25 protein-coding genes and 1 pseudogene are annotated in these 26,109 nt (G+C 68.9%); 13 read left to right on the top strand and 13 right to left on the bottom strand.

Features of this window, described 5'->3' with window-relative positions:
- Positions 1-22: 22 nt before the first annotated feature.
- Entirely contained in the window at positions 23-1,156 is a 1,134-nt protein-coding gene (locus OG953_RS11085) for an FAD-dependent monooxygenase (protein ID WP_405683870.1), read from the bottom strand.
- 794 nt (positions 1,157-1,950) lie between these two features.
- Between OG953_RS11085 and OG953_RS11080 the strand changes: the two genes are divergently transcribed.
- The 6 genes from OG953_RS11080 to mnhG are packed head-to-tail and all read left to right on the top strand — an operon-like array spanning position 1,951 to position 8,443.
- Entirely contained in the window at positions 1,951-4,878 is a 2,928-nt protein-coding gene (locus tag OG953_RS11080) for a Na+/H+ antiporter subunit A (RefSeq protein ID WP_405683869.1), read from the top strand.
- Positions 4,875-5,480 carry a Na(+)/H(+) antiporter subunit C gene (locus OG953_RS11075; RefSeq protein ID WP_405683867.1) on the top strand — a complete coding sequence of 202 codons (606 nt, stop codon included), beginning with the start codon at positions 4,875-4,877 and terminating at the stop codon, positions 5,478-5,480. Before OG953_RS11080 ends, OG953_RS11075 begins: the two co-directional genes overlap by 4 nt.
- The gene (locus OG953_RS11070; RefSeq protein ID WP_405683866.1) at positions 5,477-7,132 is read left to right on the top strand and encodes a Na+/H+ antiporter subunit D; all 1,656 of its coding nucleotides are present in this window, start codon (positions 5,477-5,479) and stop codon (positions 7,130-7,132) included. Before OG953_RS11075 ends, OG953_RS11070 begins: the two co-directional genes overlap by 4 nt.
- On the top strand, positions 7,129-7,752 hold the full coding sequence (locus OG953_RS11065; RefSeq protein WP_405683865.1) for a Na+/H+ antiporter subunit E: 624 nt from the start codon (positions 7,129-7,131) through the stop codon (positions 7,750-7,752). The genes OG953_RS11070 and OG953_RS11065 overlap by 4 nt, the downstream gene beginning before the upstream one ends.
- Positions 7,749-8,093, top strand: a complete 345-nt coding sequence (locus tag OG953_RS11060; protein WP_405683864.1) for a monovalent cation/H+ antiporter complex subunit F — start codon at positions 7,749-7,751, stop codon at positions 8,091-8,093. Before OG953_RS11065 ends, OG953_RS11060 begins: the two co-directional genes overlap by 4 nt.
- Positions 8,090-8,443, top strand: a complete 354-nt coding sequence (mnhG, locus tag OG953_RS11055) for a monovalent cation/H(+) antiporter subunit G (RefSeq protein WP_405683862.1) — start codon at positions 8,090-8,092, stop codon at positions 8,441-8,443. The genes OG953_RS11060 and mnhG overlap by 4 nt, the downstream gene beginning before the upstream one ends.
- A 113-nt stretch (positions 8,444-8,556) precedes the next feature.
- On the opposite strand, the gene OG953_RS11050 is transcribed toward mnhG, so the two are convergent.
- A complete protein-coding gene (locus tag OG953_RS11050; RefSeq protein WP_405683861.1) occupies positions 8,557-9,375 on the bottom strand; it encodes a DUF6597 domain-containing transcriptional factor in 819 nt (272 codons plus the stop codon).
- 73 nt (positions 9,376-9,448) lie between these two features.
- Here OG953_RS11050 and OG953_RS11045 point away from each other — a divergent pair, with 73 nt between their 5' ends.
- The 4 genes from OG953_RS11045 (at position 9,449) to OG953_RS11030 (ending at position 12,442) form a co-directional block, all read left to right on the top strand.
- Entirely contained in the window at positions 9,449-10,024 is a 576-nt protein-coding gene (locus tag OG953_RS11045; RefSeq protein ID WP_405683859.1) for a TIGR03086 family metal-binding protein, read from the top strand.
- 185 nt (positions 10,025-10,209) lie between these two features.
- Positions 10,210-10,803 carry a DUF5994 family protein gene (locus OG953_RS11040; protein ID WP_405683857.1) on the top strand — a complete coding sequence of 198 codons (594 nt, stop codon included), beginning with the start codon at positions 10,210-10,212 and terminating at the stop codon, positions 10,801-10,803.
- Between the two features lie 60 nt (positions 10,804-10,863).
- Positions 10,864-11,337, top strand: a complete 474-nt coding sequence (locus OG953_RS11035; RefSeq protein ID WP_405683855.1) for a DUF5994 family protein — start codon at positions 10,864-10,866, stop codon at positions 11,335-11,337.
- Between the two features lie 262 nt (positions 11,338-11,599).
- The gene (locus OG953_RS11030) at positions 11,600-12,442 is read left to right on the top strand and encodes a hypothetical protein (protein ID WP_405683853.1); all 843 of its coding nucleotides are present in this window, start codon (positions 11,600-11,602) and stop codon (positions 12,440-12,442) included.
- A gap of 135 nt (positions 12,443-12,577) precedes the next feature.
- Here the strand turns inward: OG953_RS11030 and OG953_RS11025 are convergent, their stop codons facing one another.
- The 3 genes and pseudogenes from OG953_RS11025 to OG953_RS11015 all read right to left on the bottom strand — a co-directional run.
- Positions 12,578-12,718, bottom strand: coding sequence for a hypothetical protein (locus OG953_RS11025; protein WP_405683850.1), 141 nt, complete (start codon positions 12,716-12,718; stop codon positions 12,578-12,580).
- Between the two features lie 59 nt (positions 12,719-12,777).
- Positions 12,778-13,395, bottom strand: coding sequence for a beta-N-acetylglucosaminidase domain-containing protein (locus tag OG953_RS11020; protein WP_405683848.1), 618 nt, complete (start codon positions 13,393-13,395; stop codon positions 12,778-12,780).
- 67 nt (positions 13,396-13,462) lie between these two features.
- A pseudogene (locus OG953_RS11015) lies at positions 13,463-13,582 on the bottom strand (beta-N-acetylglucosaminidase domain-containing protein); the annotation flags it as partial.
- Between the two features lie 513 nt (positions 13,583-14,095).
- Between OG953_RS11015 and OG953_RS11010 the strand changes: the two are divergent.
- Positions 14,096-15,154, top strand: coding sequence for a VWA domain-containing protein (locus OG953_RS11010; protein WP_405683846.1), 1,059 nt, complete (start codon positions 14,096-14,098; stop codon positions 15,152-15,154).
- Positions 15,155-15,293: 139 nt separating this feature from the next.
- Here OG953_RS11010 and OG953_RS11005 read toward each other — a convergent pair whose 3' ends face one another.
- The 5 genes from OG953_RS11005 to OG953_RS10985 all read right to left on the bottom strand — a co-directional run bounded on the left by OG953_RS11005 (position 15,294) and on the right by OG953_RS10985 (position 19,284).
- Positions 15,294-16,082 carry a hypothetical protein gene (locus tag OG953_RS11005; RefSeq protein WP_405683844.1) on the bottom strand — a complete coding sequence of 263 codons (789 nt, stop codon included), beginning with the start codon at positions 16,080-16,082 and terminating at the stop codon, positions 15,294-15,296.
- Between the two features lie 384 nt (positions 16,083-16,466).
- On the bottom strand, positions 16,467-16,847 hold the full coding sequence (locus OG953_RS11000) for a hypothetical protein (RefSeq protein ID WP_405683842.1): 381 nt from the start codon (positions 16,845-16,847) through the stop codon (positions 16,467-16,469).
- A gap of 296 nt (positions 16,848-17,143) precedes the next feature.
- Positions 17,144-17,776, bottom strand: a complete 633-nt coding sequence (locus OG953_RS10995; protein ID WP_405683839.1) for a hypothetical protein — start codon at positions 17,774-17,776, stop codon at positions 17,144-17,146.
- 128 nt (positions 17,777-17,904) lie between these two features.
- Positions 17,905-18,555 (bottom strand): hypothetical protein, encoded by a 651-nt coding sequence (locus OG953_RS10990; RefSeq protein ID WP_405683836.1) that lies wholly within the window; start codon positions 18,553-18,555, stop codon positions 17,905-17,907.
- A 57-nt stretch (positions 18,556-18,612) separates the two neighbouring features.
- A complete protein-coding gene (locus tag OG953_RS10985; RefSeq protein WP_405683835.1) occupies positions 18,613-19,284 on the bottom strand; it encodes a hypothetical protein in 672 nt (223 codons plus the stop codon).
- Between the two features lie 326 nt (positions 19,285-19,610).
- Between OG953_RS10985 and OG953_RS10980 the strand changes: the two genes are divergently transcribed.
- The gene (locus OG953_RS10980) at positions 19,611-19,961 is read left to right on the top strand and encodes a trypco2 family protein (RefSeq protein WP_405683832.1); all 351 of its coding nucleotides are present in this window, start codon (positions 19,611-19,613) and stop codon (positions 19,959-19,961) included.
- Positions 19,958-22,645: a trypsin-like peptidase domain-containing protein gene (locus tag OG953_RS10975; RefSeq protein WP_405683830.1), complete on the top strand. Its 2,688-nt coding sequence runs from the start codon at positions 19,958-19,960 to the stop codon at positions 22,643-22,645. Before OG953_RS10980 ends, OG953_RS10975 begins: the two co-directional genes overlap by 4 nt.
- A 1,260-nt stretch (positions 22,646-23,905) precedes the next feature.
- On the opposite strand, the gene OG953_RS10970 is transcribed toward OG953_RS10975, so the two are convergent.
- From OG953_RS10970 to OG953_RS10960, 3 genes are all read right to left on the bottom strand, one after another.
- Positions 23,906-24,106, bottom strand: a complete 201-nt coding sequence (locus OG953_RS10970) for a hypothetical protein (RefSeq protein WP_405683828.1) — start codon at positions 24,104-24,106, stop codon at positions 23,906-23,908.
- 68 nt (positions 24,107-24,174) lie between these two features.
- Positions 24,175-25,446: a valine--pyruvate transaminase gene (locus tag OG953_RS10965; RefSeq protein WP_405683826.1), complete on the bottom strand. Its 1,272-nt coding sequence runs from the start codon at positions 25,444-25,446 to the stop codon at positions 24,175-24,177.
- Positions 25,447-25,561: 115 nt separating this feature from the next.
- The gene (locus tag OG953_RS10960) at positions 25,562-26,107 is read right to left on the bottom strand and encodes a pyridoxamine 5'-phosphate oxidase family protein (RefSeq protein WP_405683825.1); all 546 of its coding nucleotides are present in this window, start codon (positions 26,105-26,107) and stop codon (positions 25,562-25,564) included.
- Positions 26,108-26,109 lie beyond the last annotated feature (2 nt).

Here is a 26,109-nt window from a genome sequence, read left to right as displayed (position 1 = left end):
AGCCCGTCCGGCAACGCGCGGATCAGTAGGGCTTCACCAGTACATGCGCCGCGCCCGGAATGCCGACCTTCAGCAGCTCGTCCTCCTCGGGCGTGGTCCCGGTGCCCGTCTCCTGCTTGAGCACCGCACGCGACATGGCCTGCACCCACATGGCCCGGGGGCGGCGGCGTGCCTCCCACGCTTCGAGGGCCGCGGCCACATCGGCCTCGGCGTCCAGCGACTCGGCGAGCACCAGAGCGTCCTCGACGGCCATCGCCGCGCCCTGCGCGATGTGCGGGGTGGAGGCGTGCGCGGCGTCACCGGCCAACACCACCCGGCCGACGTGCCACGGCTCCTCGACCGTCACCTGGGAGATCCGCGAGTACACCACCGCGGCCGGGTCGGTGACGGTGGCGAGCGCCTCGGCGACCGGTCCGGAGAACATCGCCAGCCGCTCCATGAGCTGCTCATGGGCCCGCTCCGGGTCCGGCCGGAAGTCCTCGGACTCCTCGAACACCGCACCCAGGTACATCAGTTCATCGGTGATCGGGGTGAGCAGCGCCTTGGCCTCCTTGCCCGCGGTGCCCATCACCACACCCCGCACCCGAGGCTGCCGGGGCACTGTCACGCGCCAGTTGGCGAAGCCGGTGTATTCGGGGGCGTAACGGTCCCCGTACAGCCGGGTGCGCAGCGGCGAACCGATGCCGTCGAAGCCGACCACCAGGTCCCAGCGGCCGGTGGAGCCGTCGGAGAGGGCGACGTCCACGCCGGAGCCGTCGTCGGTCAGCCCGGTGATGGTGGTGCCGAAGCGGATCGTGGCCCCGGCGGCGACGGCGGCGGCGTTCAGCACCTGGGCCAGGGCGGGGCGCGGGATGCCGTTGTTGGAGGGGGCGTCGCCCATCCGCGGCTGCGGTATCTCGGCGAGCGTGTTGCCCGCCGGGTCGGCGATGGTCAGGATCTCCCACTCGAAGCCCGCCTTGAGGCAGTCGTCGAGAACCCCGATCTCCCGCATCACATGGAGGGCGTTGGACGGCTGGATGATGCCGACGCCGAGCGCGTCCAGCTCGTCGCGGAGCTCGGCGACCTCGACGGTGTGGCCGCGCCGGGCCAGCGCGGTGGCGAGGGCGAGTCCGCCGATGCCGCCGCCGTGAATCAGGACGCGCAGGGGTGATGCCATCTCAGATCTCTCCAGAGCGAGAAAAGTAGGGGGAAGCGACGGGGAAGAGCGGACGGTCAGCCGGCCACGACGGGCAGGGTCTTCGACTGTTGGGGGATTGGCTCAGACCGACCGGCAAATGGGGGGCGGCTGCTGGGGATCTGCCACTCGTTTCCTCCCGTCCAGTGGTGGTCTCCTCTGTTTGTGTGAGTGGGGAGCCTTCCTCGTTCTCCGCGTCGTGGGATGTTGACGATTGTGCTCTTCCCGCGCGTTGTGGTTCCCTGCGGGGGTCTCGGACGGATCGACGGGGTGCGGTGAGGCCGTGTCCTTGTGTGACTGTCAGTCGTCAAGCCGATCGGAGTGCCGTGATGCGGCCGCTCCGGCGAACTGATCGGGATCGTGTGGGGAAGCGGGGGTGGTGGGCGTGGCCAGGTTGATGGCGACGGCCACCTGTAGCGCCTTTCGTGGCGTCGTCGAGAGCAGTGGTGAGCGGGTCGGGCAGGGCCTGTTGTTCGAACGGGTGGGTTTTCTGGCCGGGTTGAGCCACGGTGATCCCCGTCGGCGTACCGAGGCGGAGTGGGCCGCGCTGCGGAAGCTGCTGCCCGCTGGGGTGGCGGTGCCGAGATCCGTAACCGCACCCGCCAGATCCACTGCGGCGAGCACAAGTGAACCCACTGCGCCGAGCGGGGCGCGGCGCGCCGTACGGGTGAAGCACGCTCGGGGATATATCTGTATTTAGTGCCCTTTGCCCTTGACGCATCGCCCAGGCCCCGGACGCCCGACCGGGGCGGGCGCGGGACGCCCCCCGGGGCTGTATGACCGCGCTCGTCGTCTGCCACTTCGTCCTGGCCGCCTGCGCGCGCCCGCTGGTACGAGCGCTGGGCAGGCGAGCCTTCATCGTGCTCGCGCTGCCACCGGCCGCCGCCACCGTGTGGGCTGCCACACAGTGGGACACCGCGGCGTCCGGCGGCTCGGTCACCTGGTCGTGGCAGTGGATGCCGGCGTACGACGTCACCGTCGATCTGCGGCTCGACGCGCTGGCCGAACTGATGGTGCTGCTCGCGGCCGGAATCGGCACGCTCGTCCTGCTGTACTGCGCCTCGTACTTCACGGACGAGACCCCACAGCTGGCCGGCTTCGCCGGGAACCTCCTGGCGTTCGCGGGCGCCATGCTCGCCCTGGTCCTCGCCGACGACCTGATCTCGCTCTATGTGTTCTGGGAACTGACCACGGTCTTCTCGTACCTGCTGATCGGGTACGACAGCGAGCAGAAACACAGCCGCCGCTCCGCGCTCCAGGCGCTCACCGTGACCACGCTCGGCGGCCTCGCGATGTTCGTCGGCTTCCTGATCATCGGTCAGTCGGCGCGCACCTACCGGATCTCCGCCATCCTCGCCGACCCGCCCGGGGCGAGCCTCGCCGTCTCGGTCGCGGTGGTGCTGATCCTGTGCGGGGCCCTGTCGAAGTCGGCGATCTGGCCGTTCAGCCTCTGGCTGCCGAACGCCATGGCCGCGCCCACCCCTGTCAGCGCCTATCTGCACGCCGCCGCGATGGTGAAGGCGGGCGTCTACCTCGTTGCCCGGCTTGCGCCCGGCTTCGCCGACGTGCCGGTCTGGCGCCCCGTCGTGATCGTCCTCGGCGCCGCGACCATGCTGCTCGGCGGCTGGCGCGCGCTGCGCCTGAACGACCTCAAGCTCGTCCTCGCCTACGGCACCGTCAGCCAGCTCGGCTTCCTCACCCTGCTCGCCGGGGTCGGCAACCGGGACGCGGCACTGGCCGCCGCCGTCATGATCCTGGGCCACGCCCTGTTCAAGGCCCCGCTGTTCCTCGTCACCGGCATCGTCGACCACGCGGCCGGAACCCGTGATCTGCGCAAGCTCTCCGGTGTCGGCCAGGCGCTGCCGCACGTCTGCACCGTCGCGGTGCTGGCCGCGGCTTCCATGGCCGCCCTGCCGCCGCTGCTCGGCTTCGCCGCGAAGGAGGCCGCGTTCGAGGCGCTGCTGCACGGAGACACCGCCGACCGCTGGGCGCTGGGCGTCACGGTCGCGGGCTCGGCGTTGACCGTCGCGTACACCGTGCGATTCGTCTGGGGCGCCTTCGCCCGCAAACCCGGCGTCGAGGACACTCCGGTCCACCGGGTCGGCTGGGCGTTCCTCGCGTCGCCCGCTCTGCTCGCGGTCTGCGGGCTGGTGCTGGGACCTGGCGTCGGATGGACCGACCGGCTGCTCAGTGCGTACGCGGACACGTTCCCCCCGTCCGCGCATCCGTACCATCTCTCGCTCTGGCACGGATTCGGGACCGCCCTCCTGCTCTCGGCCATCGCCATGGCGGGCGGCGTGGTGCTTTTCGCCGTACGCACCACCGTGACCAGGCTCTCCCGGCGGATCGCCTGGCCGACCGCCGACAGCGTCTTCGGGCACCTGCTGCTCGGCCTGGAACGGCTCTCCCTCCAGCTCACCGGCCTCGTCCAGCGCGGCTCGCTCTCCGTCTACCTCGCCACCACCCTGCTCGTGATGCTGGCCGGCCAGCTCACCGTCCTCGGTGTGGACCGGCCCTGGCACCGGGCGGCCCTCCCGAGGGTCTGGGACATCCCGCTGCAGGGCGCCATCGCCGTGCTGACCTGCGCGGCCGCACTCCTCTGTCTCACCGTCAGCCGCCGGATGAAGGCCGTGGTCCTGGCGGGGCTGACCGGATACGGCGCGGCGCTCCTCTTCGTCATCCAGGGAGGTCCGGACCTGGCGCTCACCCAGTTCTGCGTCGAGACCGTGTCGATGATCGTGTTCGTGCTGGTGCTGCGGCGGATGCCGGTGCACTTCCAGGAGTCGGTCAGCACCTGGCGGCGTGCCGTACGCATTCCGGTGGCGCTGGCCGCGGCGGCGACGCTCGGCGTGGTGGTGTGGGTCGCTGCGGCCGCCCGCAGGGCCGCCCCGGCAGGCGCGGCCATGGTGGAGGAGACCGCCCACCACGGCCTCAAGGACGTCGTGGCCACCATCCTGGTCGACCTGCGGGCCTGGGACACGATGGGGGAGTCCGCCGTGCTCGCGGCGGCGGCGATCGGGGTGACGAGCCTGATCTATCTGCACCGCCGCACCGAGGGATCGTCACTGCGGGAAGAGTTGCAGGGGCGTACTGCCTGGTCGCTGACGGCCCCCGAGATGACGGGACTTCCGCACGGTGATGAAGGGGCACCGGAGCGCAGCTGGCTGGCGGCCGGCTCGACGCTCGCACCCGAGCACCGCTCGATCGTCTTCGAGGTCGTGGCCCGGCTGCTGTTCCACCCGATCCTGGTGCTCTCGGTCTATCTGCTGTTCTGCGCCGAGAACATGCCGGGCGGCGGCTTCGTCGGCGGGCTCGTCGCCGGGCTCGCCCTGATCACCCGCTACCTGGCGGGCGGCCGTTTCGAACTCGCCGAGGCCGCGCCGCTGCAGCCCGGACTCTTCACCGGCCTCGGTCTGTTCATCTCCACCGGCGTCGCCCTGCTCGGCCTCGCCGAGGGAACGGTCCTGCACGCCTGGACCCACCACGGCCGGCTGCCCCTGATCGGCGCATACCATCTGGGCACCCCGGTCCTCTTCGACTTCGGCGTCTATCTGCTGGTCCTGGGCGTGGTGCTGGACATCGTGCGCGCCCTCGGCGCCAAGATCGACCGGCAGATCGAGCGAGCAGCGGTCGAAAAGGCAGCCGCGGCGAGCACCGCCACCCCACCGGGAACAGCACCCGGGACGGGAGGCACGCCCGGATGACGGTCAGCTTCTCGCTCCTGGCCACCGCCGCGGTGCTGTGCGCGGTCGGCGGCATCCTCATGCTCACCCGGCCCCTCACCCGCATCCTGCTCGGCGCGGTGATCGCGGGCAACGGCATCAATCTGCTCGTCCTCGCCGCGAGCGGACCGGCCGGCCGGGAACCGCTCCTCTACGGCGTCCCGCTGGGACAGGTCACCGACCCCCTGCCGCAGGCCATCGCGCTCACTGCGATCGTCATCACCCTCGCCACCACGGCGTTCCTCCTCGCCATGGCCTACCGCAGCCACCAGTTGACCGGCACGGACGAGGTCCACGACGACCTGGAGGACCGGCGCATCGCGCTGCGCTCCGAGGTACTGGGGGAGCGGGACGAGTTGCGTGACCGGTACCGGGCCGCCTCGGACGTCACGGACGAGGAACGCGCCCGGTACCGCGAGGAGCGCCGCCGCCTGAGGGCCAGGCTGCGCGCCGACCGCGCCCTGCAGGCCCGCGGCCGGTACGCCACCGGGGACCTCTGGCACGACGTACTGGGCGCGGACCCCGCGGACTACGCCCAGCAGCAGGACCACTCCGCCGACGCCGACCCAGGAGCCACCGGATGAACGCACTGGTCCCCCTGCCGGTGCTGCTGCCGCTCTGCGCCACCGGCCTGAGCCTCGCCTTCGGCACCCGGTTCAAGCAGGTCCAGCGCTTCATCAGCGTCGCCGTGCTCAGCGCCGTACTCGGACTCTCCCTCACTCTGATGATCGTCGCCGACACCCGCGGCCCGCTCTCCGTACACCTCGGCGACTTCGCACCACCGCTCGGCATCACCCTGGTCACCGACCGGTTGTCCGGGCTGATGCTGACCGTCTCCTCCGCCATCACGCTCTGCGTGCTGGTCTACTCCCTGGGCCAGGGCATGGCCGACCGGGACGAGGTAACACCCGTCGCGGTCTTCCACCCCGCGTATCTGATCCTGGTCGCCGGGGTCTCCTGCACCTTCCTCGCCGGTGACCTCGTCAACCTCTATGTCGGCTTCGAGATCATGCTGGTCGCCAGCTTCGTCCTGCTCACCCTCGGCGGCACCGGACCCCGCGTCCGCGCAGGCTCCACCTACGTGATCATCTCGCTGTTCTCGTCGATGCTGTTCCTCACCGCCATCGCCATGACATACGCGGCGACCGGCACCGCCAACTTCGCCCAGTTGGCCGGACGGCTCGCCGAACTCCCGCTCGGGGTACAGACCCTGATCCAGGCGATGCTGCTCACCGTCTTCGCCATCAAGGCCGCCGTCTTCCCGCTCGCCGCCTGGCTCCCCGACTCGTACCCGACCGCGCCCGCACCCGTCACCGCGGTCTTCGCCGGTCTGCTCACCAAGGTCGGTGTCTACTCCATGCTGCGTACGGAGACCCTGCTCTTCCCCGGCAACCGGCTCGGCGACCTGCTGATGGCCGCCGCACTCGCCTCGATGGTCGTCGGCATCCTCGGAGCCGTCGCCCAGACCGACCTGAAGCGGCTGCTCTCCTTCACCCTCATCAGCCACATCGGCTACATGGTCTTCGGTATCGGCCTCGCCACCCGGGACGCGTACGGTGGCGCGATCGTCTACGTCGCCCACCACATCACCGTCCAGACCACGCTCTTCCTGGTGGCAGGGCTGATCGAACGCCGGGGCGGCACCACCGAACTCACCCGGATCGGCGGACTGACCAAGGCCGCCCCGCTGCTCGCCGTCCTCTTCTTCGTACCGGCCATGAACCTGGCCGGCATCCCGCCGCTGTCCGGATTCATCGGCAAGCTCGGGCTGATGCGGGCCGGTGTCGCCGACGGCAGCGTCTGGGCGTGGATCCTCGTCATCGGGTCGGCCGTGACCAGCCTCCTCACGCTGTACGTGATGGCCAAGGTCTGGAACCTGGCGTTCTGGCGGGCCGCGCCCCCCGGACAGGCCGCGTACGGCACCGTCCTGGAGTCCGACTCCGACGAGGACGACAACGACGCCGACGAGGGCCCCGACCACATCCCGGGCAGCGGCGACGAACCGGTCCGCCCCCGCCATCAGCCCGCCGGGCGCGCGGTCGCGGCCACCCTGCACGGACACGCCGTCACCACCACCACGAAACTGCCGCGGCCGATGACCGCGGCCACCGCCGCAGCCGTCGCCCTCGGACTCGCCTTCACCGTGTTCGCCGGACCGCTGACCTCCTACACCGACCGCGCGGCCGCCGAACTCCTCGCACGCGCCTCCTATGTCGAGGCGGTGCTCGGCCGGTGAAACGCCTGATCAAGCCATCTTTCCGGAACAAGGACCTGCCGCCCTTCAGCTGTGAGTTCGGCGGGCGGGGACGTGTGCTCGACCTCCCGCTGATCGCCTGGCTCACCCTCATCTGGGTGCTGTTGTGGTCCAGCCTGAACTGGGCCAACGTACTGACCGGTGTGCTCGTCGCGGTCGCCGTCTGCCTGGCCTTCCCGCTGCCCAGGGTCGACCTCGGGCTCCGCCTGCACCCATGGGGCATCCTGATGCTCGCCGGCTATCTGCTCTACGACATGTACACCTCGGGTGTACGGGTCACCCGGCAGATCTTCGTCGACCATCCGCACCGGGCCGCCGTCATCGCCGTACCGCTGCGCTGCCGCTCCGACCTGATGCTCGCGGCCACCGCCGTGGCCGTGTCGAATGTGCCCGGCGGATCGGTCGTCGAAGTGCGCCGCGCCACGGCCACCGTCTTCCTGCATGTCCTCGACGCGGACAGACCCGCCGCACTCGACGCGGCGCGGCGCTCCGTCTGGCGGCTCGAGGAGCTGACGGTACGGGCTTTCGGTACCCCCGACGAGATCGGCCGCGTCGCCGAACCACCACCACCGATCAGGCACGAAAGGGGGGACGGCGCATGAGCGTGCCGGAGTCCGTCGACCGGGTGCTGCTCACCGCGGCCGTCGTCGTGATCGTCATCGCCGGAGCCGGGCTCCTCACCCGGATCTGGCGAGGCCCCTCCATGCTGGACCGGGCCATCTCGCTGGACGTGTGCGCCGCCCTCATCATCGCGGGTCTCGGCGCCAAGTCCGCCTTCGCGCGCGAGCCGTTCTACTTCCCGATCATGCTGGTGCTGGCCTTTCTCGGGTTCACGGGGTCGGTCGGCATCGCCCGCTTCATCGCCACACGCGACCGGCCGGCGCTGCGGCGAGGTGCGGACGCAACCGAAAGCAGCGACGGACGCGAGGGGGGAGCACGGTGAGTGTCTGGCTCCAGATCCTCGACACGGCCGGTGCGGTGCTGGTCTTCACCGGTGCGGCCATCTGTCTGCTCGGTGTGATCGGGATGCTGCGGCTGCCGGACGTGCTGTCCCGCAGCCATGCCGCCACCAAACCGCAGACGCTCGGCATGCTCCTGGTCCTCGCCGGGGTGGCCCTGCGGCTGCGCAGCGGCATGGATCTCGCCACCCTCGCGCTGATCGGCTTCTTCCAGCTGATGACGGGCCCGGTCGCCGCCCACCTGGTGGCGCGATCCGCCTACCGGACCGGTCAGACCGGCCACAGCGAGCTGCTCTTCGACGAACTGGACGAGCAGCTGACCGAGGAGCGCTGACGCTCTCCCGCTGTCAGCAGTCCTGGCGCGCCGCGCTCCGGCTGCGAGCGGGCGCGGTCGGTACGGGTGACATCGGTGCGGTCCTGCGTCCTGAACGTGAGGCGGGGTGACGGTCAGTGCGTCGGCGTTCGTGCGGCCCGGCGGGTGTACTGGTCCGGGGAGGTGCCCACGGTGGCGGTGAAGTCACGGACGAGGTGGGACTGGTCGCTGTAACCGAGTTCGGTGGCCAGTTCCGCCCAGTCGATGGACGCCCGGCGCATGGCCGCCTCCGCGGCTTCGTGGATCCGGCACCGGTTGATGACCCACTTGGGGCTGAGGCCCACATGGTCGGCGAACAGTCGTTGCAGCTTGCGCGTGTTCATTCCCAGCCGATCGGCGAGATCGCCGACCCTGGTCAGCGACCTGTCGGCGACGACGAGGCCGACCACGGCGTTCAACGGCCCGGTCGCGGACAGCGGTTGTACGTCCAGGGAACGGAGAAGGTTCTCGACGACGGCCGTCGACCCGTTCACGTCGTCGGCCCCGGCCAGCACACGCGCCGTTTCGTCGGCCTCCGCGCCGAACACGGCCGACGCCGCGAACCGCTGCCCGGCGACGGCGGACACCCGGCCACGCAGGAAGGGCCGGAATCCCGCCGGCCGGAATTTGACGCCGAAGACCTGGCCACGGCGCTCCAGCCGTCGCACGAACTCGTGCGGCGAAATGGCCTCGATCGTGGCGGTACCGGCCTCGAACACCAGATGCACGGCAGCGTGCGGGATCACGCGCTGTTCGTAGGACTCCCCGTCCGGCATGTCCCAGCGAACGACCCAGTAGCAGTCGACTGCCCAGGCCAGGTCGGGTGAGGGCAGGTGCCGGGTCAGCTCGAAGTGCTCGAATCCGGTGCGGGGGTCGACGATGCCGCGGGTGTCCTGATCGGTCTGCCGGGTCACGGAACCATGCTAACGAGGCCGCGGTGTCGTGTTTCTTCAAGACCGCTTCTCCGGCTCCGCATAGGCTCCGGCCATGAGCGAAGTCGATCTCCTTGCGGGTGTGCTGTCCAAGACCGGCGACGTCATCGAGGGAGTCGATGCCGGCCAACTCAGCCTTCCGACCCCGTGCGACGACTACGACGTCGAGGCTCTGATCAATCACATCGTCGGGTGGCTCCTCGTGTTCGAGGCCGGCTCCCGGGGCCGGTCCCACGAAGCCGATGCGGCAAACCACAGATGCGGCGCCGACCCCGCCCGCGAGTTCCGCGCCGCCGCGGCCGGCGTCGTCGAGGGCTGGGAGAAGTACGGCTTCGACCGACAGGTCAGCGTCACGGGCGGCAGCATGCCGGGCGAAACGGTGTTCAGCATGACCGTCATGGAGTACCTGACCCATGGCTGGGACCTGGCGGTCGCCACCGGGCAGCCGATTCCCTACACCGACCGGGAAGCGGCAGAAACCCTCGCCCGCGCGGCGGTCACTCTGCCGCCGCAGTACCGGGGCGAGAACCTGCCCTTCGGCCAGATCGTTCCGGTCGACGCGGACGCGTCGGCCGTGGACCGGCTCGTGGCGTTCCTCGGACGCCGGCCGGTGCCGTCGTCGGCGCGGTAGCCGCTCTCCGGACACGGCCCATGGCCATGCGGCAGCGGAACGGCCCGGCCCGGCTCGGTCCGGTCCGGCCGGGAGTACCCTGGAGTCACCGAGGACAATTCGCGCACCCGCTTTCAGGTGGGTGCCGCTCTCGGCGATTCACGACACCGGGCCGGTCATGACCGGCCCGGGGCAGGGTTCGCGTCATGACCGCGACCATTCAGTACACGTCCGCGGTCGAAGACCGGACCCCTTCTTCGTTGCCGCTCCGACTCATGCTGGCGCCCGCCGGCACCTCTCCGGCTCTGGTCGACGGTGCATGGTGGCCCCACTCCCGCGACCTGACGGCGGAACTGCCGTCGCTGACGGCCGTACTGGATCCGTTGTGGGGCCGGATCACCCGGGTCACCGTGAACCCCACGTTCTGGCCGGTCGTCCCGCGCAAGGTGCGCGTCGCCGGGCATCTGGTCCATGTCGGCTGGTTCAAGGCCGAACAGGACCCCCATAAGCTCCTGCTGCTCTCCTACACGACCGGCCGCTGGGACCTGCTGGTGATCCCGCCGGAAACCGGCCAGGCCACAGCTGCCCGGCTGATGACCGCAGCCACCGATCCCTTGCGGGTTCTCACCGCGAGCGGTCTGATCCGGGAGGCGGAGTTCTTCCGGATCGCGGCCGAGGCCGACTGGGACTCGACCCGGGAACTGGTCTGGGACGCCGAGGGCGGCCAGGGTGCATCTCCCCGGATGCCTGCCGCCCGACGAGCCGTTCCCGAGGGCACGGCCCCGGGCGGCGGGGCGTGAAGACCTTCGACACCAAGGGTTACCGACTTCAGCAGGTGATCTCCAGACAGGTGGCATCTCATGACTGCCGACGAACGTACCCCGGAGCTTCTCCTGCTCCTGGCGGACACCGGTGATCAGCCGGTGCCTGGTAGCGCTCTTCTGCGGATGGAGACGACCTCCAGCCGGGCCGGGTTCTTCGACGGCGCCTGGTGGCCGCGCTCCCGTGACATCAAAAGCCAGTTGCCCGACCTGATCGACGCGCTGACGGTCAGGCTGGGACCCATTGCACGGGTCGGCCTCGACGCGAGTGCCTGGGACGAAGCCCCGGGACACCTGGTCATCGGTGACCGGAAGATTCGTATCGACTGGTCCGCCGTCGACGACAGCACAATGATCGTCACCCGCGGCCATCAGGACCACTTCTCGTTCCTGGTGATCCCACCGCACGCCTCCGCCTCGGCCGCACACACCGCGATGACCATGGCCGTACTGGACGGTAACTGCACATCGGCGGAGCAGGTTCTCGACGCCGCCGGCATCGTCGCCACGTAGCCGGGAGGCAATACGCCACAACGGCCCCGGCAATACGCACCGGGGCCGCCCTTCCGGGCCGTGCACGTGAGCGTGCACCAACCCGAACCCCACGATACGCCTGAGGGATATTTCCGTCATAAGGCGTCAACGGCGCGGACTGGTGGGCTGCAGTGGCGCGGGCCCGTCATCTTCGCCCCATGTGCTGCTCCGCACTTCGCAACACCGCCGCCCCGGCCGGTTTCTCCCACGTGCGGGTGGTGCCCGCGACTAGCCTCCGAACATGCTGCGTATCGCCGACACCCGCACCGGTCACCTCGTGGAGATCCCCGCCGCCCCCCGCCGCCTGCTGCGCAGCTGCGTCCATCTGCCGGCCATCGGCACCGGGGCCGGTCCGGTGTACCTGCGTGTGCCGCTGGTCGGCGACGTACTGGCGCGCACCGCGGAGCTGAACGGCCTGCAGGTCGTCACGGTCCTCACCACCCCGGACCTGACGCACGATCAGGCCCGGGCGCTCGACCGCGTCATGACGGCGCTCGGCATCCATCCGCCCCTCGTCGTCGCAGGCCACCATCCGGACGGGGCGCTCGGCGGCCCCGCCGACGTACACGTGGTCGCCCAGGGCACCGACACGGACGACGCCATGGGCGGGGTCCGGATCGATGTGGGGCAGGTCAGTACGGCGCCGCTGGACGAGGGTGTCCCGGACCCCGGCCACCTTCTCTCCTCGGACCTTCCGGACGTACTCGTACCGGAGGTCGCCGATCCACTGGCCGTGCGCCTGCTGTTGCTCGGCCGCCCCTACGGCACACCTGTCACGGTCACCGGTGGAGTGCTGGCCGACGCCCGGCGCACACTGCGGCAGTGGCGTCAGCAGGTGGCCGACTGGGCGCAGGAGCCGTCCAGGCCGATCCCCGCCGACCTGCTGCGACAGTCGCATGCGGCGCTCGTCGACGATCTCGGTGTCGGTGCCGTGCTGGATCTGCTGGCCGATGTGGCGGGACGGTCCGATGTGCCGGCCGGTGCCAAGTTCGAGACCTTCGCCCATCTCGACCGCGTCCTCGGCCTGGACCTCGTCCGCGACGTCGGCCACCAGCGCGGCCCGGACCGGCCGACGCCCCGGTGAACAGGCACGACCAGCGGTTTCGGCGCCCCGACCGGGCGGAATGCCGATTCCCGGGACCAGGCGCATGGCCACGCCAGGGCCGTGCCCGCCCTTGCACACTGCGCGATCGGGGCAGGCACGGCTCGGGTCGGCAGGTCAGTTCCTTCGTGCGGTGCCCATGCCGAACAGCTCTTCGTATGCGAGGGAGAGGACGGGACCGGCGGCCGGGCCGCCGACGATCGCTCGCCGTCGTGAGACGCGCGGGCGGCCTCGCAGCCGGTGGGAATGGTTCGTCATGAACGCCCTTTCGCTGGTGTGCTCATGGTGCGGTTCATCCGCGCGCGGGGCCGGGGGACCTATCGCATGAGGCTCTCCGCCTGCGCGAGGAAGGTGTCGAGCACGCCGTCACCGACCTTGGGCTGGACGCTGCCCCAGGTATTGCGCGGCGGGTCGACCCGCACGGCGCGTGCCTGTTCCCGCAGACGCCGTGATGCGGCGAGCAGTTGCGCGGCCGTGTCCTTGTCGCCCGCGCTCCAGGCGTCGAGTGCGTCGAGCATCGTCACAGCTGCGTCGCCCCACAGCCGGGTGGCGTCGAGCCAGGGCCCGGCGTCGGTGACGAATCCGGGCTGGACGGCGCCCCCGCGGATGACCGCGGGCGCGTTCCGGATCGCGGTTGCGTACGGGCGCAGCTCGCGCACGGCGTCGGCCCGGTCGCCGGAGTCCCAGGAGGCCCGGAACGCCGCTGTCCGGCGGGCGAGTTCGGGAGCCTGCGGCTGCCAGGGCGTGGCGCCGAAGGTGGGCGCCAGGTGTTCCAGGTCGCCGAACACCAGCAGGGCATCGGTCGCCGCCCGGTCGCCGCCCGCGAGGTAGGCCATGGCGCGGCGCCAGTTGGCGCGTGCGTCGTACGCCGTGTCGTTCCAGGTGAAGTCGGCCGTGCCGAAGACGGTGACCTTGCTTGCGTACGGCTGGTTCATGGGGGTTGGCCACGATGCCGGTGAGGTGCGCGGACAGTCCTGCCTCACGCTTGTCGTACGGCGCGAGGAGCAGCCGTCCTCTGGTGTTCCCGTAGTCGTTGTCGGGATAGTTGTCCCACACGAACACCTTGCGTCCGTACAGCTTTGCCGCCCCTTCGGCCTGCTGGTCGGTGATGCTGGGCGGCACGACGTCGGTGCCGCCGAGGGCTATCGCCGATCCGGGCCTGTGTGCCGAAACCCGCAGGGCGTAACCCTCGGCGTGGTCGGGGGCCGTCGTGGTACCGAGTTCGCGGGCGACGTCCGGGCGGGTGGCGGGTCCGAGTCGCACGGTGAGCAGGCCGGCGGCGGCCGGGGGCACGTTGCCGGGTGCGACGACGTCCACCCGCCCGGCGCCGTGCGTCTTGAGCTCTGCGACCAGGCGGCTGAGGGCTGCGGCGTCGGTCCGGTCGTCGGCCACGACAAGCACACGGCCCGTGACGGCGGCGTCGGAACCGGACGACGGCGCGGCTCGCCACGGGCCCGGTCTCGGCCGGCTGCCCAGGACGGTCGTAAGAGCTGACGGCCGGGGACTCCGGATCGTCTCCTGGGTGCCGAGCAGGGCGCCAGGTGCAGGCAGGTGATCGTCCGTCAAACGCCGTTGTCAGTGCCTCCCCATAGAGTGAAAGCGTCACTCGGGGAGCCTCGGAAAAGGAGCAGAAACGTGTCCGCCAACAAGATCCAGCACAAGGTGAATCACGTCGCGCTGGTAGTGGACTGTTCGGGTTCCATGTATCAGCACCAAAGTCAGCTCATCCGTGTTGTGGATGAGTTCGTGGCGGGTCTGAAGGCCGAGTCGGACAGCCTCGGCCATGAGACCCGGATCAGCCTCTACTCCTTCGACCACAGGGTGGAGAATCTGGTCTGGGACATGGACGTGAAGCATCTGCCGTCCATGCGGGGTCTGTACAAGGTCAACAACGGCGCTACGGCGCTCATCGAGGCCTCTCTGAAGTCCCTGGACGACCTGGGCCACATCTGGGAGGAGTACGGCGAGCACAGCTTCCTCCAGATCGTGGTGACGGACGGCGAGGAGAACGCCTCCGGCGGCGACAGGCGGCACGACGGCGACATGGCCATCCTCGGCCCCTGGCTCGACAAGATCGCGGCGAAGATGGGCAAGCTTCCGGGCCACTGGACTTCCGCGATCCTCGTTCCGAACTCCCTGGCGAAGCGAACCGCCCAGAACTACGGTTTCCCGGCCGGAAACATCGCCATCTGGGATGCGGATTCCCAGGAGGGTGTCGAGGAGGCGATCGGCACCGTGCGCGCTGCCGCCACCAGCTTCCTCCGGGGCCGCGAGCAGGGCGTGCGCGGCACGAAGAACCTGTTCGCCGTCGGCCAGGACATATCGGTCGACGAGGTGCGGGCGAACCTCGAACCGATCCCGGCCGACAAGTACCGGCTCCTGAAGGTCGACAAGGAGATCGAGATTCGGCCTTTCGTTGATTCGCATCCGGGCGTGACGTACGAACGCGGTTCGTGTTACTACCAGCTGGGCACCCGGGCTCAGGTTCAGCCGAACAAGGAAGTCATCGTGGTCGAGAAGGACACCGACCGCGCATACACGGGCGACGCGGCGCGCAACCTTCTGTTCGGCACGGGTATCCAGGGGACCGTCTCCGTGAAGGCGGGGAACAATCCCAAGTTGGAGGTATATGTGCAGAGTCGTTCGGTGAATAGAAAGCTCAAGCCGAAGACGCGTCTGCTCATCATGCTCTGATCCTCGATCGACCGCGTGAATTCTGATCACGGGTGTCGGGCGGGTTCTGGGTGTCTCTTCGGGATACGAGCAGCGGCGATTGCCGGGTGGCCGTCCGGTGCGGGGTCTCCAAGGTCCTTCGGGTCGTGGGCGGCCTGCACTACCTACGCACGAGAGGGCCCGGCGGCCATCGCCGGGCCCTCCTGCCTATCCGTTGCATCCCTACGCCCGTCCTTCCGGGCAGCGGGGTCCCGCCCCCCGCGGCAGCCCCGCGCGGACAGGAGATCAAAGTGCGTGAGACAAAGCTTCCCCCTTGCGCGTAGTAGCCGTAAACGGCGTCTGCCGCGACGGCCTGCCGCAACGTCGCGTGGGAGTACGCGACACGGTCCTCGATCGAGAACGAGGCGGCGTCGACCGGGTGCATGGCGGAGAGCTCTCCCTTCAGCCAGTCGACAGCCGAGACGAGGTCGGTGAACGTCGTGGCGATGTGGGCGACCGGCCTGTCGAGCCAGTGCTTGATCTCGATAGGCGGGTAGTCCGAGGGGGAGGGGCTACCGAGAAGCCGGTTCTGACGGGCGTAGCGCGGCCTGCCGCCCGAGTTCTGCCATCTCCGCTTCGTCGAGGTGCAGCGGGGGCCCTGGCCCCCCGGAGGCGTCAAGCACGCGTTGATGTGCGCAAGGCACCCCGTCTCCTGCTGGATGTCGTGACGCATCCGCGTCAACGCCGGCTTGACTGTCTGGAGCTGACGGAGAGAGCGCGTCCCGCCGTCGCGCATGTGCGCGCGGACACTCCGGGGGAAGGGCATGTCTCCCATGCCGTACGTGTGCCGCTCGCGGACCTTGCCGTCCTTGATCAGGACCAGGTTCCGCATCGCGATGCACTCGGCGTCCACCCAGTCCTCGACGACGTCGCCGTCCGCGATGTCTACGCTCCGTGGCCGTACGTACACTCGGCATACGGGTTCAGTCGGGTTCAGGTTCCAGGAGGCTTGTCGCGCTGGGTGCGTTCGTCTGGGTGCGGCACGGGTCGCGGCGTAACCTGCACCTTCCGGGGCGCCCGTACGCGGGCACGGCCACGGTCTACGCGGCCACCGTCCCGGCGGTCTACGACCGGGCGCACGGCAACCGGCTGGACGGTGAAGGGTTCACGGCCCGGGTCGTCGGGAAACGGGAACGGTCTGTGGACAACTCCGGTGCGGCCGTGCCGGGTTGCCGGGGGCGTGAGCCCCATTCTCTTGGCGGCCGCTCCGCTTACGTACAGCTGAGGTGGGGGGAGGTGGAAAGACACCCCGCGCAGGCGCACGAGGTCCCGAACCGCTTCTCCGTCCAGGAACTCATCGCTCCGCAGCCCACGGCAGGTCGCCCAGGACATCCGGATCGCCCGCCGGGTCCGGCCGCTGGTTGGATGGACCCAGGGCGAAGGCCTGCGCCGCCTCGCATACGCACTGCGGCCCGTCATCGACCAGGGGAAGGACGTCCACGACATCGCCGCCGAGCTGACGTCCTGGTGGCTCGACTGGCGTCCCGCCCGCCCCGCCGCCTACATCACCGCCCAGCTCCGAAACCGGGCGGCCCCGCACGAAGCATTCGCGGAAGACACCCACCCGGACACTACCGGACCCGCCGGCAACCCGGCATGGCAGGCGTGGCTGCGACAGCGCGCCATCACCCCGGAACGCGTCGAACTCACGTGCACCGACGACGACCGCCGCCACGCCCGCCCCTACGGCTGGGACCGATGGCCCGACATCACCGCGCACTACGCGACCGACCCCGACGACGCCCTCGACCTCTACGGCACCCGCCTGTGCTGCTACGCGGTCAAGCGCAGTGCATGGGCCTGAGGGAGGCGGGGGGATGCCTGCCCTGTAGTGGGGTTCCCGGTGCCCTCCCGCCAAGGAGGCCACCGGGAGGCGGCGGGGCGCGGTCGCCTCACCCGGTCGGTCACTCAAAGCTGCGGCCGGCGGGCGTGGGCCCGCATCCAGAGGGGCGCTTCGGGGCGTACGCGTACCTACGGCCCCGTACTCGCCGGAGGCGGGGTCACGGACGGTTCGATGGTCGACCGGACGTATATACGAGTCGTGCCGGGCTTGAACTCGTGAGCGAAGAGGTCGACGCAGCGCTGAAGGTACTTCCCCTCAAGGGTGGTGAGTTCATCAGGACAGACACCGCCCCTTTTCAGTCCCTGGACGAGAATCTCCGGCTCCACCAGCCCCAGGTGAGCAAAGCGGGCAGCGGGGCGGTAATCCTTCTTCTCAGGATCCGAGTTCGGAATCAATTCGGTGCCGTCTCGCATAAGTCGGTTCGTGTACGTCTCTGCTTCCTGGCTCGGCAGGACAAAGGACAGGAGCCCCGTGTCGAAGCGCTGCCCTACCTTGTAACCCGCACGCCGGTCGGATGCGGCCTCCGGGATGCGGATGCCTATTTGGCCGCTCATCCAGACCGGATTCGCTCCGTCTTCCCAGCAGCAGTTCATCTCCTGGTCCAACAGATCAGCCTTCGCGCGGTCGGCGACCCACCACAGCGCGCCGATTACGGCGGCGCCACCGACGCAGAACACCAGAGCGACGATGCCGAGTGCGACCGACAGCCGAAGCGGAGGCTTGGGCTGTCCACCCGCAACTTCATTACCGGGACTGTTCATGGGTGCGCCTCGTCTTTCCTGCTGATCACGACCGGGATTTGTGCGATCACCGTCACGCTCCGGCTCGTCTGGCTGCCGTGGAGGATTGTGATTCGGGGCGGGTCCTCCCAGGTGGTAACGGGTCCTGCTCAGGAGACCTTTACCCAGGCGGGCAGCGTGCTGGGCACGACGGGCCTGTTCTGGCAGTCGAGCGTGTTCGCCATGACGCGGGCCGAGTGCAGGAGGAGCGCGAGATGGTCTCGAACGTTCACACCGTCGGTGAGCGTGTCGGTCAGCTCGCCCGTCAGAGGGACTTCGCGCTCCTGTCCTGCCGGGGTACCCGGTACCTTGCACTGCACGTAGACCTGGTATCTGGCTTCCCTGTATTCATCGGTCCCGTAAACGAGCTTCACGTCCGAGTTGACCTGCGTCAGGCGAGGCTCCGAAATAATTCCGTTCTTGGTCCCTTTGTCGAAAGCGGTATCGAAAGGGAAGGGAGAAGGTTTGTATGTGAGGCCGATTTGCATCCCCGTGGAGATATCGGTCCGGATCATGCACATATTCGACTCGATGTACGGGGTTGGCTTACTCTCGGGAGTCCACTTCCGGACTTGATCACGGTGGCGAGATCGGGCATCGGCCAAAGAGGCCGGGCTCCTGAAACGCAGCTCTTCGGATTCTTCGACCCCACGGTCTATCTGTTTCAGCCCGGACGCGCCGAAAAGTTCCTGGCATGCCTTGCGCTGTGCGGCAGCCACATCCGCTTCTGTTTCATCCGTCGTTTCCGAGCAGGCGCTCACTCCGAGAGCCAAGGAACACATCAGGAGGATGTGGATAGGTGTAAGTGTCCTCATACGTCACCACCCCCGGGCGTCGTCGGTGTCGCTGAGTCGTCCGCCTCTGTTGTACGCGTCCTCGGCCGTCCCCATCAGCTTGCGGACCTCACCGCTCTCCATGTTGTGTGCCTCCACGTAGTTGAGGAGGGGCCCCATCGCGTTCTGCCGCCCTTCAGCCTTGGCCTTGTCAATACCCTGGGCTGCTTCGTCGTGGTTCTCGAACTCATGGTCCTTGAGCCACTGCAGGGTTTCGTTGCCGAACTGTGTGTTGGCAGCGCCGCCAATGGTCTCGATGGCCAGAGGAACAGCAACCACGGCTACCGGTCCAGCGGGAACTATCGCCGCCGTCGAGACACCCACCGCAACGCCGATCGTGGCCTCGGCAGCGAAGTCGCGCCATGCGCCCTGTTGTTCCAGCTTCAAGTTACGTTCGGTCTTGTCGTCCGCGAATTCTTTGCCAATGGCCTCGATGCGGGATTCGTCCAGCATGCCGTGCATCTTGACACTGTGCAGGCCGGCCGCGACGGCGGAGTCGCTGTCGTCGCCTTGAGCCGTCATGAGGCTCGACCCCCGGCGGACCTTGGCGCCAGCGCCTGAGAGCCTGTGGACGTAAGTACGGAGAGTAATCGCTGAATCGGCGTGACCGAGGCGGTCTGTGAGGGTGTAAATGTTCACGCCTTTCGTCAGGGCCATCTTGGCGTCAGTCTCTCTACTGAACAGATCCGTCTGTGGACACTGTCAGGGTCGCTCCAGTGGGTCCGCCATCGCTTGCCCTGGCCGTGCGCCTTCGACTGCGACTTTCCCTTGTGATGGCGGCACACAGGGGCCTGAGGGTGCGGCTCCTGGCGTTCTTCTGGTGTGTAGGGGGCAGTCGAGGGCGGGTGGGCGTCGGCTGGGATGCTGCGTGGCCACACAGCGTCCCGCCGTGTCTGGAGGCACTGTCCGGATCGCCGTTTCGTGCCAGGGACACTGTGATAGTGGTAGCGGTTGACGGTGGACCGAACGGGGGAGTCGGAGACGTGCGCGATCCGTTGGAGAACGTGGAACTCACTGAGGCCGTACAGGGCTTGCGGGATCAGCTGATGGCCTCTGTGCACGCCGCGGACGGCCAGCGCATCAGGTTCGAGGTCGACGAGATCACTCTGGACTTCTCGGTCGAGCTGCGGCGCGACGCGACGGCCAAGGCGGGGTTCAAGGCATGGGTGGTCTCCGGCGACGCCCAGGTGGGGGTGGCGCAGAACGCCGTCCACAAGGTGTCCGTGAAGCTGAAGCCGAAGGACTCGGCCAACGGCGGGCCGATCGAGATCGGAAATCAGGCCGAGGTCGACATGGGTGACTTCGAGCATCCGTCCGGACTGCGCGGCGGATGAGAGCCCGGTCCGTCGAACGCATCGCCATCGTCCAGGGAGCGCGGCAGGGCAGCGGCTTCCTACTGGACTCCCGCTTGGTGCTCACTTCGGCACACCTGTTCGAAGGGGAGGGTGGGGCTGCTCGCGTCGCCGTCCCCGGAGGGACGGGGATGCGCAGCTGCCGCCTCGTGTGGCGCCGCTACGACGAGTCGTGCGACGCGGCCCTGCTCGAAGTGGATGAAGACCTGGTCAGGGAGGCCACGACGTGCCGGATGTCCGATGTCCGGTGGGGCCGGATTTCCGGCCTGGCCGCCTGGGAGAACTGCGAAGCGGTGGGCTACCCGCGGATCTCGCTCCGGGACGGGATGCGGCCGGACACCGAGCAGATCGTGGGCACGCTGAAGCCGGGATCATCCGTCCTGCGCGGCCGCTATGTCCTGGACAGTTCCCACGCCCCGCCGCCCGCGGCCGACACCTCCGGCGCATCGCCATGGCAGGGGATGTCGGGCGCCGCGCTCTTCGTCGGCGAATACCTGATCGGCGTGGTCTCCGGGGATCCCGCGCAGTGGGGTCACGCGCGGGTGGAAGCCGTTCCCATCTCCGTCATGGTGGCCGATGCCGGCTTCCGGCGGGCGGTGGAGGCAGCTGCAGGGCTCTGTCCCGAGGTGGTGGAGATCGGCAGGCCGGCGCCGCAGGTGGTGCACGAGGCCTCCGCCTCCTGCGAAGGCGACTGGCTCCCTGTCGCCGACGCCGACCCGGTCTCCTTCGGTGTTCATCGCGCGCCGGATGCCTCCGGCCATCCGGACGTCGTGCAATACGTGCCACGCTGCGTTGATGCGCAGGTGGACGCCCGACTCGAAGCGCTGGCGGAAACGGGCGGCATGCTGCTGCTGACAGGGGATTCGGCCGCAGGCAAGTCGAGGGCCCTGTTCGAAGGTATGGTCCGCAATCTCCGGGACTGGTCGGTCTGCAAGCCGGACCCCGACGCCGCCCTGTCCTCCCTGCATTCCTCCTCCGGAAGTGATTACAAGAAGGTCGTATGGCTCGACGACCTGCACAACTACCTGCGGTCTGACGGGCTGACGCCGTCCCTGCTCGACCGGCTCGTCCGCCGCGGCGCGGTCGTGCTTGCAACGCTGCGCACCGAGTTCCACGAGCATTACACGGACGAGGAGGACGGCCCGTCGCTCTCGCGGAGCACCGGGCCGCGCCTGCCGTCCTCGCCGGGCAGAGTGATCCGCGCAGCGCATCACATCACCCTGGACCGGATCTGGACCGACGACGAGCGGCAGGCTGCGTCGTTGAGCGAGGATCCGCGCGTCGTTGCGGCACTGAACGCCGACAGGGCGCACGGGGTGGCGGAGTACCTTGCGGCGGGACCGCAGGTCCTCAAGCGGTGGAAGGCCGCTTCCCGGGTGAAAGGCAACGCCCGGGGTGCCGCGCTCGTCGCGGCCGCCGTCGCCCTCGCCCGCACAGGTGTGGACACTGCGCTGGCGCCGGAGTCCCTGGAACGCCTCCACGCGTACTTCCTCGACCGGGCGGGCGGCCCGGCGCTGCGGCCGGAAGGCATGGAGGAGGCCTGGGACTGGGCGTCCAGGATCGTGCTGGGCGTAACCAGCCCCCTGGTACCGGGCCGGGGAGGAACGTGGAAGCCGTTCGACTACCTCGTGTCCGACGCCGCGCGCCGGTCCCGTCCGAGTGAGCTCCCGGGACAGGTGTGGGACGAGGCCCTGCGCATCGTGGACGACACGCGCCGTGTGCTGGTGTCGACCGTCGCCAGGGTGGCGGGTCGGCCGGACGTGGCCAAGGAGGTGCTCCGCCCCCTCGCGAAGGCGGACGATCCCGACGGCCTGATCAACCTGGGGGCGCTGCTGGCCGCGGAGAAAGACTATTCCGGTGCCGGCCGCTGCTTCGAGCGCGCTTCCTGCCTGGGTGACTCCACCGGGGCTCACAACATGGGTGCCCTGTCCTTCGCGAGGGGGGATCTGAAAGCGGCACGGGAGTGGTACGAGCGTGCGATCGAGGGCGGGGAACGGGAGTCGATCGGCGCCCTCGGCCTGCTCCACGAAAAGCTGGGGAACCAGGACGAGGCGATAGCGCTCTGGAAGCGCGGTACCGAGGCCGGCGATCCCGGGAGTGCCCTGCACTACTCGGACTGGCTGAGGTCGAAGTGGCAGTCGGACGAAGCCGTCGAGGCCCTGAGAGTTGCCGCAGATGGCGAGATCCCGCTTGCCGCGCTCTCGTACGCTGGCGTCCTCCTGCGCAGGGAAGACCACGAAATGGCGAACGCTTATGTCTCGCGTGCCTACGATGCGGCGGTCAACCAAGGGAATCTGGGCGACCCGGTCGGCTGCCTGATGGCCGGCGTGACCGCGTACTCCTTCGGCAACATCCGGCTGGGGGAGGAGTGGTGGAGCAGGGCACGGGAGCACGGCCACCCATCGGACTGGGTGGTCCTGGAGGCCGCGGACGGCTCGGCCGGACTCCCGCACCTGGCCTTCAGTCAGGATTGCCTGAACAAACTCGGGCAGGAGGAAGCCCGTTCCCTCATGCAGTTGCTCTGGGCAGGCGACTGCCAGGACTGCGGATACCCGCTGCGCGACGGTGTTCCAGCACTCTATGTGGACGACCAGTACAGTCGGGCCGACGCACGGCTCTTCCACTTCGGACTGTGCGGTATCCGCACTGGAACGATTCGGCCCTGATCAATGTGGCCCAAGAGGCGGGTATCAGCTGGAAGGCCTTCGCCGCCGGAGTGCCTGTGGGGGAGCGGAACGACCTGCTCGTTCCCGCTCTCGTTGTCAACCCCTCTATCGAAGTGGCGCAGTTGGTCCAGAGCGGGGACCGCTGGACGGCCACGGCTGCTTTCGGTCCCCGGTCGGCCAACGCTGAAGTGCTCGGCCTCCAACCGCTGTGGTCCGGATTGCCGCCCAGGTCGTCCGACGGGCGCGCTTGGGCATTCACCAGTCCCGGTGAGGTCGCGGTGGCAACGTTTGGCCGGCTCTGGAGCGCTCCTGCGACCGAGGAGTTCACCGCACTGGTGCAGCAGTACGGAGGAATGCTGCTCATCGTGGCGAGCACCGTCGGACCTGATTCCCCGGCCGCTGTGGAAGTCCTGACAGACGCTCTGGAGGCCTGGGACTCGATGACGAGGTGGGTCTCTCTGAAATCCGATGCCTCGGGCCAGGACTGCCGAACCACCCTACGACGCCAGGTGGTTCGAGAGGTAAGGAAGGACGGAGGGCTCGGCGTCCAGGCCCAGGATGGCCGTGGTCGCTTCTGCCTATTCCAGGATGCCCTACAGGGCGCCGGGCGGCCTCCTGCCGGGCCGCGCAGACCATGCCCGAGTCCGGGTTGCGGAAGTACACACGCGGATGCCCCGCGTCCTCTGGGACCGCCGTGAACGCTTGGCGGCCGGCTGGCCCGTCGGGGGAAGGCCCTCCAGCCGGGTGCGGGGTGGGCTGGATCCGGGCGCGGCGGCCGTCCGGGAAGCGGGCGATGCTCGCGCCCGGGTCGATGCCGGTGCCGGGCAGCAAGGCGGGGCTGGTTTAGCGGTCGGGTAGCCCTGGTGGGTTCAGACGGCCATCTGTCCGTCGAGGGCGGCGAAGGCCCACAGCCAGCCTGGGGTGCTGGAGGTCAGCCAGGAGGGTCGTGCTCGACACCGAGCGCATGGAACTTTGGGGATGAAAGCGCTGGAAAAACACTGAGACCCCATGACCCTCCGTGAAGAGTGACGGGGCTCAGTTGTGTGATCGCACCTGTCGAACCGTCAGCCGGACGCCATCGCCTTGCACCGTACTTGTACAAGGCGATGGGAAGCGATGAAAGAAGCCGGCAGGGGCGGTGCCCGATTACCCGAATCCCTAAATATCCCGTTACTGTGCAGAGTTGCGTCTGGCCTGCGAGAACAGCCGTCACTCAAGATCATGTTGCACGAATCCTGCACGAGCGGCCACGTCTGCACATCAGGCTGCCTTCCCGTACATGCGGACGGCATCCGGTGGCATGGCGGGATCGGACAGGGGCACCGCAATGGTGTGGTCGGTGAACGCGCGAGTGAGGCTGCCCAGGCGGGCTCCACAGCCCCAGCCCTCCTGGGCACGCCGGATGCCGCGGATCACCTTCACGGCCATGGGCTCGCCGAGTGGGCTGTGGGCGAGATACACCTCCCATGCCGCCTGAGCCCAGCTCCTGGAGGGCCGAACAGCCCCGATGCTTCAGGCGGCCTCGGGACTCAGCCCAAGGCAGGGTTTTGCATGTCGGTGAGAGTGTCGGCGAGCCGGGTCACGCCGTCGACGATGGCCTTTTCCGGCGCGCTCAGGCTCAGTCGGAGACAGCGGGTGGCGTGGCCGTCGGGGAGGTCGGTGGACGGGGCGTCGACGAAGAAGTACCGGCCAGGGACGACGAAGACCTGCTTCTCCTTCAGTCTCCGGTACACGTCGATGTCGTCGAACCACGGGTGGTCTATCCAGATCCAGGAGAACATCCCACCGGAACCGGAGTGGACGCGCCAGTTCAGACCGGGCGGGAGCTGTTGGGCGAGGACTTCATCCATGAACTGCCGCTTGTGACGGTAGTGCGGGGTGATCGCCTCACGGGTGACGCGGTCCAGGCATCCGTCGCGCAGCGCCGCCGCCACTGCGGCCTGCGGAAGCTGTGGGGCGTGGAGCACTGAGTTGGACATGAAGGCGGCAAGCGCCCCGATGTGGTCCGGGTCGCCTATGGCGAAGCCGATCCGTTCGCCCGGCAGGCCGGCCTTGGAGACGGAGAAGCAGTTGATGACGTTGCGGTGCCGTACCGGGTCGACGTGCACCTCGCCGATCCTCGGGAAGGGTGCGCCGTAGGCGTGGTCCACGACGAGGGGGACGTCGTGCTGCTCGGCGACGGCGATCAGGTCGTCCAGTTCGGTCCGGGTGACGGCGCGGCCGGTCGGGTTGCCGGGACTCGAGATGAGGAGCATGCCCAGGTCGTCGCGGCGGGCCAGCGCGTCGAGGTCCAGCGAGTAGCTGAACCGGTGTTCTGCTTCGAGGTTGATCCGCGGGGCGACGCCGGCGATGCCGTCCTCGTGCATGCACAGGCCCTGGTACCCGGTGTAGTCCGGGACCATCGGCATCACCAGTCGGCGCATGCCGTCCGGGCCCGGCCCGAGGAACAGCGCCGCCGCGGCGAAGCACACCATCTGACTGCCCGGGCCGATCACCACGTTCTGCGGCGTCAGATCCCAACCGTAGGCACCGTTGAAGTAGTCGACGACGGCGTTGATCAGGACGGTGCTGCCGCGCGAGGGACCGTAGCGCCCGACGGCTCGGTCGAAGTCCTCCGCGAGGGCGTTCGACAGCGCCTCCCGCCACATGGCCCCGGCCTCGGGTATCGCGGCCGGATTGCCGATGCCGAGGTTGATCCAGTCCTCCTCCGCGGTTCCCGCCATGGTGGAGGCCACGTCCTCCATGATGCTTCGCAGGCCGGACATCCCGGCCATCCGAGTTCCGATAGGCGACAGTCGCATGCGTGATCCTCCGGGAGGACGAAGGGGGGAGGGGCCGGCGGCCCACGGGAGCCGAGACCCGCGGGCGGTGAACGCGGCCGCGGGCGGGACCGGCCGGGCGCGGGGTGGGGTGGGTTCAGGGACGGGCGGGCAGGCCGTCGATGCTGAAGGAATTCTTCTCCCGCATGTACGTCTCCAGTTCCAGGGGGGTCTTGCGTTCCCCCCACTTGTCCTGCAGGTCGCGTTCGCGGACCAGCGTCATCTCGGGGACGGTGAAACCGCAGGAGTCGGCGATGCGGTGCAGGGAGACGACCATGACGGAACGGGGGATGGGATGCTTCCCGAAACGGCCGGTCAGCGCGTCCCACTCGGTGGAGTCCGGGAAGACGCAGCGGGCACTGCCGTAGAGCCGGAGGATCTTGGGACGGGCACTGAAGGAGCAGAACATCAGGGTGATCCGCTGGTTCTCCCTGATGTGGGCGATGGTCTCCGCTCCCGAGCCGATGAGGTCCAGGTAGGCCACCGTGGTGTCGTCCAGGATCGTCAGGGTGTCCATCCCGCCCTTGGGCGACACGTTGACATGCCCGTCCTCCGCCCGCGGCGCGGTGGCCACGAAGAAGACGGGGGCTTCCTCGATGAAGGCGCGCAGCGCGGGAGTCAGCGCCGGGTAGAGCTTTCCCATGG

Source organism: Streptomyces sp. NBC_00057 (assembly GCF_045041165.1).
Taxonomy (GTDB): domain Bacteria; phylum Actinomycetota; class Actinomycetes; order Streptomycetales; family Streptomycetaceae; genus Streptomyces.
The sequence above is the reverse complement of the archived record's forward strand: the minus strand, read 5'-3'. Positions and strand labels throughout refer to the sequence as shown.